Genomic DNA, 12,221 nt, shown 5'->3' with positions numbered 1-12,221 from the left:
ACGTCGGCCGCCGCGGCGGCCCGCGCCACCGCCTCCTCGCCGCGCTCGGCGACGACCAGCTCGAACACCTCGGGATCTTCCGCGGCAACCTTCACGCCGTCGGCGGAGACACACACGTGGCGACCCGTTCCCAGGTGCTTCAGGAGGTGCCCGTTCCCGTGCGGTTCCAGACGGAACGTCTCCTGGACGACCCAGCCCCCCGGCTGGTCGGCGGAGGCGCGGACGAAGCCGTCGTCGGCGACCGAGAGGTAGCGCCCGTCGGGCGCGCGCAATGTCAGCACCCCCTCGCCCCAGTCGACCAGCGCCAGCTCCGTGCCGGTCGCGTCGGTGGTGAGCGCGGGCAGGTCGGTGCGGCCCGCGAGCAGCGCCGGGTCCAGCGCGCCCTCGGCGCCGCGCACCTCGTCGGCGGCGTCCTCGGCCACCGGTACGAGCAGGAAGGCACCCGCGGAGGTCTTCAGCCGGACCCGGTCCACACCCTCGGCGAACTCCACCCGCTCCGCGCCGAATCGCTCGTACAGACCCTCCAGCGGGGTCGAGCGGTGCAGGAGCGTGCCGCTGTACCAGTCGAGCTTGCACTCGTCGGCCAGCAGACCGACCACCGCGACCCGGGTGTCCGGGGCGAGCGGCAGCACCCCGTCGTTCTTGAGCAGCACGATCGCCTGCTCGGCGGCCTCCTGCGCGAGGGCGCGGTGCGCCGGGGTGTCGAACTCGCTGGTGGCGCCGTGCGGGTCGTACTCCGGGTCGAACTCACCGAGCCGGAAGCGGACCGAGAGCTGCCGGCGGACGGCGGTGTCGACGTCGGCCTCGGTCAGCAGCCCGCGCTCCAGGGCGCCTTGCAGGCGGCCGGTGATCTGCGAGGAGTTCGTGCCGTGGTCCGTGAAGCTGTCGACGCCCGCCACGAGGGAGGCCGCCGTCGCCTCCTCGTGCGTGTCGAAGTAGTGCTCGGAGTCGACCAGGTTGCTCGGCGCGCTCGCGTCGGAGCAGACCAGCAGGTCCTCGTCGGTCCAGGTGCGCAGGTGCTCGCCCAGATAGGGGGAGACGTGGTTGGGGCGGCCGTTGACCAGGTTGTACGCGGGCATCACCCCGGCCACCGCGCCCGCCTGGACGGTCTCGCGGAAGGCCCGCAGGTCGTACTCGTGCAGCACGCGGGGGCGTACCGAGCTCGACGTCGTGGACCGGTCGGTCTCGTTGTTGTGGGCGAGCCAGTGCTTCAGCACGGGCGCGGTGCGCCAGTAGGTGGGGTGGTCGCCGCGCAGGCCGTGCGTGTAGGCGGTGGCGATCGCCGAGGTGAGCTTCGGGTCCTCCGAGTAGCCCTCCTCGTTGCGGCCCCACAGGGGGTGGCGCAGCAGGTTGACGGTCGGCGCCCAGACGTTGAGGCCGACACGGTCGTCCTTGGCGCGCATCGCGCGGACCTCCTTGGACACCGCGTCGCCGACGCGCCGCACCAGCTCCGGGTTCCAGGTGGCGCCGAGGCCGACCGCCTGCGGGAAGACCGTCGCCGGGCCCATCCACGCCACGCCGTGCAGGGCCTCCTGGCCGGTGCGGAAGGCGGCGATGCCGAGCCGTCCGACGGCGGGCGCGAACTGGTGCAGGAAGGCGATCTTCTCCGCCGGCGTGAGCCGCGACAGGAGGTCGTCGATCCGCTTCGCGAACGGCAGGCGCGGATCGCGGAACGGCGGACTGGGCGGCGGGTGTGCGGTCACGTGGGAATCCCTTTGCGATGGAGCGGCAAGGCCCTTTCGAAGCGCTTCGATGCTGGGTCGGCGACGGGTCGGGTGTCAAGGGACCGGTGCCGTCCCTTCAAGCCGTGCACGAGGAACGGTCCCTTCTCGTGCCGTCGAGGAAGTTTGGGGACGACCCTTGTGCACCCCTGGGCGTTCACTTAACCTCACAGCAACATCGAAGCGCTTCGACACAGAAGCCCGCCTCCGGGTCGAAGAATCGCTTCAGCTCAGCCAGTTCCACTCGAGACACCGCAGCCGACGGCCCACCGCCGGGTGTCCTGGTGCGCCATGAAGGGTTGACGCAATGACGCCGAACGCCGCCTCCGCCTCCTCCGGACCGAGCCGGAGAAGTTTCCTCGCCTCCACGGCGGTCGCCACCGCAGCGGTGGCCGGGGGAATGCCGCTGCTCGCCGCGTGCGGCGGGTCGGGCAGTGGATCGCGGGACGGCACGACCTCGGCCAAGGACGCCAAGAAGATACTGCCGGCGTATGTGGCCAGCAACGTGGTGAAGCCGGACATCCCGGCCAGGAACGGCTCGGCGATCGGCTTCACCAGCAAGCTCGACCTGGCCACGTTGAAGACCTCGGTCACGAAGAAACTCGGCAAGGGTGGCAAGGTCACCATCATGTCGCCGTTCTGGGGCTCTCCGCCCAAGCAGAACAACGCCTACTACAGGGCGATGAACGACCTGATAGGCGTCGACGTCGTCTGGCAGAACCAGGACGGCAACACCTACGACCAGAAGCTCGGTGCCGTCCTCGCCTCCAGCGACATCCCGGACGTGGTGGTCGTCCCCGGCTGGAACATGAACGGCAAGATCCCGAGCGCCATCATCAACAAGTTCGCCGACCTCGGCCCGTACCTGTCCGGGGACGCGGTCAAGGAGTACCCGAACCTCGCCGCGATCCCCACGGACGCCTGGCAGCGCTCCCTCTTCGGCGGCAAGCTGCGCGGCCTGCCGCAGCCCGCCCCGTACGTCCCCGGCATCGTGCCCCTGTACCGCAAGGACATCTTCGACAAGGAGGGGTACGAGATCCCGCGCTCGGCGGACGAGTTCATGGCCCTGGCCAAGGAGATCACCAACGCCAAGGCCAAGCGGTGGGCCTGCCTGGACATGAAGTGGACCGCCTTCCAGACCTTCGGGGTGCTCTCGGGCAGCGAGAAGCCGCTGTGGTGGAACCTCGTCGACGGCAAGCTCGTCTGTCGTATCGAAACCGAGGAGTATCTCGAGGCCCTGGAGTGGGCGCGCAAGCTCTTCGCCGCCGGGGTCGTGCACCCCGACTCCGAACTGGGCAAGAACGCCCCCGACCCCGGCCCCAAGTTCGCCGCGGGCGAGTTCCTGATCTACCCCAACAACATCACCCAGTGGTGGAGCCGCACCGCCGAACAGGCCACCCAGAACCCGGAGTTCAAGGTCTGGGGCATGGACATCTGGGGCCACGACGGCGGCAACCCGCACCTCTGGGCCGATCAGCCGGCCGGCATCTTCGCCTTCGTCAACAAGAACGCCTCCGAGTCGGTCATCCGTGACGTGCTGGCCGTCGCCAACGTCACCGCGGCGCCGTACGGCACCAAGGAGTACATGATGACCAACTACGGCGCCGAGGGCACCCACTACACCCTCAAGGACGGCGTCCCGGTCAAGACCGACAAGGGCAACAACGAGGTGATGAACGCCTACGTGATGGTCGCGAGCCCTGCGGCGACTCTCGCCCACCCCGACTTCCCGGACGTCGCCAAGGGCCAGGTCATGTGGCAGCAGCGGATGGGCGCCTTCACCAAGAAGTCCTCCTTCTGGGGCATGCAGATCACCGAGCCCGGCCGCTACACCAACCTCGGCAACGACTTCGAGCAGCTCGAGGACGACATCACCCGCGGCCGCAAGAAGATCAGCGACATGCAGCAGGCCGTCTCCGACTGGAAGAGCAAGGGCGGCGACAAGCTGCGCGACTGGTACATGAAGATTCTCGACGAGAACGGCTCGGCGGCGAGCTGACCGGGCTCTGAGGCAAGGAGAACGGCCGTGTCCCACAGCACGGTGCCTCGGAGCAGGGCCGAGGCCGAAACGGAGAAGACCCCGGTGGCGTCCGGCGGCGCCGCCGGTTCACCGCAGAAGCGACCCTCGGGGAAACTGAGCCTCCGGCTCAGGCTCAGACGCGACCGCGTCCTGCTCCTGATGACCCTGCCGGCCGTCGTGCTGGTCCTGGTCTTCAACTACCTGCCGATCCTCGGCAACGTCGTCGCCTTCCAGGACTACGACCCCTACATCAGCGACAACGGCATCGTCTCCATGCTGAACAGCCCCTTCGTGGGCATGGAGAACTTCCAGCGGATCTTCGAGGACTCGGCGTTCTGGAACGCCGTCCAGAACACGCTGGTGCTGTTCTCCCTCCAGCTCGTGCTGTTCTTCCCGATCCCGATCCTGCTCGCGCTGCTCATCAACAGCGTGGTCAGGCCCCGGGTCCGGGCGGTGGCACAGGCCGTTCTCTACCTGCCGCACTTCTTCTCCTGGGTGCTGGTCATCGCCGTCTTCCAGCAGATCTTCGGCGGCGCGGGCATCCTCTCCCAGCTGCTGCGGCAGCACGGGTACAACGGTCTCGACATCATGACCGACCCGAACACCTTCCCCCTCCTGATCACCGCGGAGAGCGTGTGGAAGGACGCCGGGTGGGGGATCATCGTCTTCCTCGCCGCGCTGGCCTCGGTCAGCCCGGACCTGTACGAGGCCGCCGCGATGGACGGCGCCGGCCGCTGGCGCCGCATGTGGCATGTCACGCTGCCCGCGCTGCGCCCGGTGATCGCCTTGCTGCTGGTCCTGCGGGTCGGCGACGCCCTCACCGTCGGTTTCGAGCAGATCCTGCTGCAACGCGACGCCGTCGGACCGGGCGCGGCCGAGGTCCTCGACACCTTCGTGTGGTGGAACGGCGTGCGCAACCAGGACTTCGGCTACGCGGCCGCCGCAGGTCTCATCAAGGGCGTGGTCAGCATCGGCCTGGTCCTCGCCGCGAACAAGGTGGCCCATCTGATGGGCGAGCAGGGGGTGTACAAGAAGTGAGCGCCGTCATCGACAAGCCGGTGAAGGAACCTGGCTGGTGGGAGGCGCCGCCCCGCCCGTCCTGGGAGGAGGACCCCTCCAGGGCCGGTCTCGCCGGCAAGGGTCTCGCCCTGTCGCTGGCCTGCCTGGCGATTCTCTTCCCGCTGTGGATCGTGGTCGTCACCAGCCTGTCCTCACGCAAGACCATCGACGAGGCCGGCGGCCTGGTGATGGTGCCCAAGGGCATCACCTTCGTCGCCTACAAGGAACTGCTCAGCGGCGGCCAGGTCACGCGCGCGGCGATCATCAGCGTCCTCGTCACCCTGGTCGGCACGCTGTTCTCGATGACGGTGTCCGTCCTGTGTGCCTACGGCCTGTCCCGCATCGGCTCGCTCGGCCACCGCTGGATCCTGATGACGCTGCTGGCGACCATGTTCTTCAGCGCCGGTCTCATCCCGACCTATCTTCTCGTGCAGTCCCTCGGCCTGACCGACAGCTATCTGGCGCTGATCCTGCCGAGTGCCCTCAGCGTCTTCAACATCCTCGTGCTGCGCGGCTTCTTCATGGGGATCTCGCAGGAACTCATCGACAGTGCGCGGATCGACGGGGCCGGGGACTTCCGGATTCTGTGGCAGATCGTCATGCCGTTGTCGCGGGCGGTGCTCGCCGTCATTACGCTGTTCTACGCCGTCGGGTACTGGAGCGCCTGGTTCAACGCCTCCCTGTACCTGAACGACCAGGACATGATGCCGTTGCAGAACGTCATGATCCAGCTGGTGCAGAAGCAGGAGGCACCGGTGGGGTTGGGCCAGGCCATCAAGACCGGGCAGCTGTCGGGCCTGGCCGTGCAGATGGCCGTCATGGTGATGGCCCTCCTGCCGGTCGCCGTGCTGTCGCCCTTCGTCCAGAGGCACTTCAAGAAGGGGATGCTGACGGGGGCGGTCAAGGGCTGACGCCCTTGCCGAGGTCTCGCCGTAGGGCCGCCGGTCATCGGCGGCTGCGGCTGCGTCGTGGTTGTTCGCGCCCACGCGGCGGAGCCGCATGTCGAGCAGGGCCCCGCGCCCCTGAGGCATGTCTCCCCGCCCTTTCTCCTAGATCGAGGTATGTGTCATGTACGCGTCCCATCTCAGCAGGCGCGCGGTGCTCGCCGGGACCGCCGCCACCGCCGCGGTCGCCGCTCTTCCGGCCCTTCAGGGGCATGCCCGGGCCGCCGTCCCCGCCGCAGGTGGTGCCTACCGCTGGCGCAACGTCGTCCAGGGCGGCACCGGATTCGTGACCGGTGTCCTGTTCCACCCCGCCGTGCGCGGTCTCGCCTACGCCCGGACCGACATCGGCGGTGCCTACCGCTGGGACGACCGGACCGACCGGTGGATCCCGCTGACCGACCACCTCGGCTGGGACGACTGGAACCTGCTCGGTGTGGAGGCGATGGCCGTCGACCCGGCCCATCCGAACCGGCTCTACCTCGCCCTCGGGACGTACGCCCAATCCTGGGCGGGCAACGGGGCCGTGCTGCGGTCCGAGGACCGGGGGGCCAGCTGGAAGCGCACCGACCTCGCCGTGAAGCTCGGGGCCAACGAGGACGGGCGCGGCTGCGGGGAGCGGCTGCTCGTCGACCCGCGCGACAGCGACACGCTGTGGCTCGGCACCCGGCACGACGGGCTGCTCAAGTCCACCGACCGGGGCGCCACCTGGAAGGCCGTGAGCTTCCCGGCCGCCCCGGGCGCCACCGGCCAGGGCATCACCCTCCTCGTCGCCGCCGGCCGCAGCGTCTACGCCGGCTGGGGCGACTCCGACGGCACGTCGGCGAACCTCTACCGGACCGCCGACGGCGCCACCTGGGAGGCCGTCCCCGGGCAGCCCGGGGGCACCGCCGCCAAGGTCCCGGTCCGGGCCGCGTACGACCGGCACACGCGTGAGCTGTACGTGACGTACGCCAACGCCCCCGGCCCCAACGGCCAGTCCGACGGCAGCGTGCACAAGCTGCTCACCACCAGCGGGACATGGAGCGACGTCACCCCGGTCAAGCCCGGCGGCACCACGGCCGACGGGTCCGCCGACACCTTCGGCTACGGCGGTGTCGCCGTCGACGCCCGCCGCCCCGGCACCCTCGTCGTCTCCACCAACAACCGCTGGGCCGACATCGACACCGTTTTCCGTTCCACCGACGGCGGCCGCACCTGGACGTCCCTGAAGGACCGGGCCGTCCTCGACGTCTCCGAGACGCCGTACCTCAAGTGGGGCGCCGACCAGCCCAAGTTCGGCTGGTGGATCCAGGCCCTCGGCCTCGACCCGTACGACTCCCAGCACATCGTCTACGGCACCGGCGCGACCCTCTACGGCACCCGTGACCTCACGCACTGGGCCCCGGAGATCCGCGGTCTGGAGGAGGCGTCCATCCGCCAGCTGATCTCCCCTCCGGCCGGGGAGGCGCACCTGATCAGCGGGTCCGGGGACATCGGCGTGATGTACCACGAGCGGCTCACGGCGTCCCCCTCGCGCGGCATGGCGTCGAACCCGGTGTTCGGCACGGCGACGGGGCTGGCACTGGCCGCCGCCGAACCGTCGTACGTGGTGCGGGCCGGCTGGGGCGACCACGGAAACGGGGCCTGGTCGACCGACGGCGGCAAGACCTGGGCCCCCTTCAAGACCCAGCCGGACGTGGCCAAGTCCGCGCCGGGGCCGATCGCCGTCAACGCCGACGGCGGCGTGCTGCTGTGGTCCTTCGGCGCGGGCAACCCGGGGTACCGCTCGGCGGACAACGGCGGCACCTGGTCCGAGGTGGCCTCCTTCCCCGAGGGAGCCGTCCCGGTCGCGGACCCCGTGGATCCGGCGCGCTTCTACGCCTTCGACACCACCACCGGCACCCTGTTCGCCAGCACCGACAGCGGCCGGACCTTCACCGCCCGGGCCACCGGCCTGAACTCGGGCGACACCGAGTTCCAGCTGGCCGCGGCGCCGGGCCGCTCCGGGGACCTGTGGCTGAGCCTGAAGGGCAACGGGCTGTACCGCTCCACCGACGGCGGTGCCGCCTTCACCAAGGTCGGCAGCTGCCGGGCGTCGTACACGCTCGGCTTCGGCAAGGCTGCCGAGGGCGCCTCCTACCCGGCGGTCTACATGGTCGGCTCCACCGAGACCATCACCGCCGTGTACCGCTCCGACGACGAGGCGAAGAGCTGGACCAGGATCAACGACGACCAGCACCAGTGGGGCTGGATCGGCGCCGCCATCACCGGGGATCCGCGCGTCCACGGCCGGGTCTACATCGCCACCAACGGGCGTGGCGTGCAGTACGGGGAGCCTGTCTGATGCCCGAGTTGAACGACGCGACCCGAGGCCGTCTCCTCTTCGGCGGCGACTACAACCCGGAGCAGTGGCCGCGGGAGACCTGGCACGAGGACGTCCGGCTGATGAAGGACGCCGGCGTCAACTCCGTCACCCTCGGGGTGTTCTCGTGGTCGACGCTGGAACCGGAGCCCGGCGCACGGGAGTTCGGCTGGCTGGACACGCTGATGGACCTGATGCACGAGAACGGCATCGGTGTCGTCCTCGCCACCCCCACCTCCTCGCCCCCGCCCTGGATGGGCCGACTGCACCCCGACACCCTGCCCGTCACCGAGGACGGCCGCACCGAGTGGTGGGGCGGCCGGCAGCACTTCTCGCACTCCAGCGCCACCTACCGGCGCTACGCCGCCGCCATCACCGAGGACCTGGCAGCCCGCTACGGCGGCCACCCGGCCCTGACGATGTGGCACATCAACAACGAGTACTGCACCTCCGACCACGGCGACGAGGCCGCCGCCGCCTTCCGCCGCTGGCTGCGGCAGAAGTACGGCACGCTCGGCGCCCTCAACGAGGCCTGGGGCACCGCCTTCTGGAGCCAGGGCTACGACACCTGGGACGGCATCCTGCCGCCCCGCCTGCCCCACTACCTGCGCAACCCCGCCCAGGTCCTGGACTTCCGGCGCTTCACCTCCGACATGCTCCTGGAGTGTTACACCGCCGAGCGGGACATCGTCCGGCGGCACACCCCGCACATCCCGGTCACCAGCAACTTCATGCCGCTGTGGTTCGGGCAGGACGCCTGGCGCTGGGCGGCGGAGGAGGACGTCGTCTCCGTCGACCTCTACCCGGACCCGCGCGACCCGCTCGGCGCCCAGAGCGGTGCCCTCGTGCAGGACATGACCCGCTCCCAGGCGCGCGGGCCCTGGATGCTCATGGAGCAGGCGGCCGGGCCGGTCAACTGGCGTGGTGTGAACCACCCCAAGCCGCGCGGCCTCAACCGGCTGTGGTCCCTCCAGGCCGTGGCCCGGGGCGCCGACGCCGTCTGCTACTTCCAGTGGCGTCAGTCCCGCCAGGGCGCCGAGAAGTTCCACTCCGGCATGGTCAGCCACGCGGGGGAGGAGGGCCGTACCTACCAGGAGGTCAAGCAGCTCGGCGCCGACCTGGCGAGGATCGCCCCGCAGGTGGCCGGCCGGCACATCACCGCGAACGTCGCCGTCCTGCACGACTGGAACGCCTGGTGGGCGGGTGCTCATGACGGCCGCCTGTCCAGCCGGGTGGAGTACCCGGACGTCCTGCGCGCCTGGCACCGGGCCCTGTGGCAGGCGCACCTCACCACCGACTTCGCCCACCCCGAGCACGATCTGACGCGGTACCCGGTCGTCGTCGTGCCGCAGCTGTACGCGCTCACCGACGCGGCGATCGACAACCTCCTCGCCTACATCCGCGGCGGGGGCACCCTCGTCTGCGGCTTCCTGACCGGCGTCGCCGACGAGGACGACCGGGTGCGCCCCGGCGGCATGGACGCCCGGCTGCGGGAGCTGTTCGGCATCCGCACGCTGCACGAGTGGTGGCCGCTGGACGCGGACGAGACCGTCGCGTGCGAGGGCTTCAGGGGCACCCTGTGGTCCGAGGAGATCGAGCCCGCCGACCCCGACCACACCACCAGCTACAAGGGCGGCGAACTGGACGGCATGCCCGCCGTCCTGCGCAAGGGCCGGGCCTGGTACGTCTCCACGCTCCCGGAGCCCGGGGCCCTGCGCGAGCTGCTGGCCCGGATCGCCGGCGACGCGGGCGTCCGGCCGGTGCTCGACGGCCTGCCCGAGCAGGTCGAGGCCGTCCGGCGGGGCGAGGTGCTGTTCGTGCTCAACCACGGCCGCGAGCCGGTGACCGTCGAGGTCCCCGGCACCCACCACGACCTGCTGACGGGGACGGACGTCACCGACCGGGTCACCCTCGGCCGCTACGGGGCGGCGGTGCTGAGGCCATGACCGACTCCGCACTCGTCCACGGCACGTGGGAGCCCCACCCGGCCGCTCGCTGGGAGGACGGCTTCCTGAGCGGCAACGGCCACCACGGCGCCCTTGTGTTCGGTGACCCGAACGATGAGCGGGTCGTCGTCACCCACCACACCCTGGTGCGTCCCAACGGCAGGGACACCCGGCCCCCGCAGCTCGCCGACGGCATCCCCGCCCTCCAGGACCGCCTCCTGGCCGGTGACACGACCGCGGCCGAGAGCTTCACGGACGGCCGGCCGCTCCAGTGGGTGCAGCCCTTCCACCCGGCCTTCCAGGTCCGGCTGCGCCACTCGCCGGGCGAGAGCCCCGACTACCGGCGCGACGTGGACTTCGCGACCGGCGTGGTGAGCACGACCTGTGCCGGCCGGACCAGTCGCGTCTTCGTCTCCCGCGCCGACGACGTGATCGTCCAGCAGATCAGCGGCCCCGGCCTCACCCTCGACATCGACCTGGACCACCGGCTGCCCGGCGCCCCCGCCGGACTGGGCGTCGGCCACGGAGCCGTCCTCACCCCCGAGGGCGCCCTGCTGAGCCTGCGCGCCCGCTACCCGGACAGCGACCGGGTCTGCACCGGCGTCACCCTGCTCGCCGTCACGGGCGGCACGACGACCCTCACGCCCCCCGGCGCGCACATCGAGGGAGCCCGGTCCGTGCTGCTCCTCACCCGAGTGCACCGGCACACCGGCGAACTGGACGTGGTCGCGCAGGGACGTGCCCTGCGGGACCTGCTCACCGGATACGACGAGCTCCTCGACCGCCATGCCGCCCTGCACCGCACCGCCTACGAGCGCGTCACCCTCGACCTGGCCGCCGACCCCGCCGAACGGGCCCTGCCAGGCTCCGAGTTGCTGAAGCGGCCCCGCAGCGCCGCCCTGCTGGAGCGCCTGTTCGCGGCCGGCCGCTACCACCTGCTGTCCGCGAGCGGCCTCTTCCCGCCCCGCCTGACCGGACTGTGGACCGGCGACTGGAACACCGCCTGGTCGGGCGCGTTCACCAACGACGCCAACCTCAACCTCCAGACCGCCTCGGCCGCTGCCGCCGCCCTCCCCGAGGTCACGCAGGCCCACGCCAACCTGATCCACCGCCAGTTGCCCGACTGGCGCGACAACGCCCGCGCGGTCTTCGGCACCCGGGGCGCCGTCGCCCCCGCCCACACCGACGGCGAGTCCGGCCACTCGTACCACTTCAGCCGCGAGTACCCGCTGCACCTGTGGACCGCCGGCGCCGACTGGCTGCTCAAACCGCTCGTCGACCACGACGAGACGCACGGCACCCGCGATCCGCGCACCGCCGCCGCCCTCGCCGAAGCCGCCCTGTTCTACGAGGACTTCCTCACCCGCACGGACGAGGACGGCCGGCTCGTCGTCGTCCCCTCCTACTCACCGGAGAACCGGCCCGCCAATGCGAGCTGGGGCACCCTCAACGCGGCCATGGACCTCTCCGCGGCCCGCCACGCCCTGCTGACCTCCGCCGCCTACCACCCGGGCCCCGACGCCGACCGCTGGCGCGCCCTCGCCGACCGGCTCCCAGCGCACCGGATCAACGCGGACGGAGCCCTCGCCGAATGGGCCTGGCCGGGCCTGGAGGACTCCTACGACCACCGCCACCTCAGCCACCTCTACGGCGTCTGGCCGCTCGACGAGATCACCCCCTACGACACCCCCGAGCTGGCGGCCGCCGCACACCGCGCCCTGGAACTGCGCGGCGCCGAGAACGACTCCGCGCACGGACACCTGCACCACGCGCTCATCGCGGCCCGGCTCAGGGACGGCGACCGCGTCGCCCACGCCCTCGGCCAGGTCCTGGACGGCGACTTCTTCCACGCCTCCCTGATGAGCGCCCACTACCCGAACCGGAACGTCTACAACGCCGACGCCGCGCACACCCTGCCCGCCGTGCTGATCGAGATGCTCGTGCAGTCGACCCCCGGCCGGCTGGTGCTGCTCCCCGCGCTGCCGACGGCATACCCCGACGGCGCCCTGCACGGGGTGCGCACCCGGTTCGGGGCGGAGCTCAACCTCACCTGGACGCGTGACGGCGCCACCGTGGTCATCAGGCCGGGCCGCACCCAACGCGTCGAACTGCGGACTTCCTCCGGCGCAGAATCCCTCCACCTGGTCGCCGGAGAAGACCACGTCCTCACCCTGAGGGCGTGGTAGTTCC

7 protein-coding genes are annotated in these 12,221 nt (G+C 71.0%); 6 read left to right on the top strand and 1 reads right to left on the bottom strand.

Annotation, left to right across the window (positions count from 1 at the left end; all coding sequences use genetic code 11):
* On the bottom strand, positions 1 to 1,703 hold a 1,703-nt coding region (locus tag CCL05_RS16045), incomplete at its 3' end, for a glycoside hydrolase family 3 N-terminal domain-containing protein (RefSeq protein WP_208641535.1).
* A gap of 325 nt (positions 1,704 to 2,028) precedes the next feature.
* Between CCL05_RS16045 and CCL05_RS16040 the strand changes: the two genes are divergently transcribed.
* The 6 genes from CCL05_RS16040 (at position 2,029) to CCL05_RS16015 (ending at position 12,217) form a co-directional block, all read left to right on the top strand.
* Positions 2,029 to 3,720, top strand: a complete 1,692-nt coding sequence (locus tag CCL05_RS16040) for an extracellular solute-binding protein (RefSeq protein ID WP_086561187.1) — start codon at positions 2,029 to 2,031, stop codon at positions 3,718 to 3,720.
* A gap of 27 nt (positions 3,721 to 3,747) precedes the next feature.
* Entirely contained in the window at positions 3,748 to 4,779 is a 1,032-nt protein-coding gene (locus tag CCL05_RS16035) for an ABC transporter permease (protein WP_086561186.1), read from the top strand.
* Positions 4,776 to 5,711 (top strand): carbohydrate ABC transporter permease, encoded by a 936-nt coding sequence (locus CCL05_RS16030; protein ID WP_086561185.1) that lies wholly within the window; start codon positions 4,776 to 4,778, stop codon positions 5,709 to 5,711. Before CCL05_RS16035 ends, CCL05_RS16030 begins: the two co-directional genes overlap by 4 nt.
* A gap of 157 nt (positions 5,712 to 5,868) precedes the next feature.
* Positions 5,869 to 8,067 (top strand): sialidase family protein, encoded by a 2,199-nt coding sequence (locus CCL05_RS16025; protein WP_086561184.1) that lies wholly within the window; start codon positions 5,869 to 5,871, stop codon positions 8,065 to 8,067.
* Positions 8,067 to 10,031, top strand: a complete 1,965-nt coding sequence (locus CCL05_RS16020) for a beta-galactosidase (RefSeq protein ID WP_086561183.1) — start codon at positions 8,067 to 8,069, stop codon at positions 10,029 to 10,031. The genes CCL05_RS16025 and CCL05_RS16020 overlap by 1 nt, the downstream gene beginning before the upstream one ends.
* Positions 10,028 to 12,217: a glycosyl hydrolase family 95 catalytic domain-containing protein gene (locus CCL05_RS16015; protein ID WP_086561182.1), complete on the top strand. Its 2,190-nt coding sequence runs from the start codon at positions 10,028 to 10,030 to the stop codon at positions 12,215 to 12,217. The genes CCL05_RS16020 and CCL05_RS16015 overlap by 4 nt, the downstream gene beginning before the upstream one ends.
* Positions 12,218 to 12,221 lie beyond the last annotated feature (4 nt).

It is taken from the genome of Streptomyces africanus (genome assembly GCF_002150735.1).
Lineage (GTDB): Bacteria > Actinomycetota > Actinomycetes > Streptomycetales > Streptomycetaceae > Streptomyces > Streptomyces africanus.
This window is presented reverse-complemented; position numbering and strand designations above follow the sequence as displayed.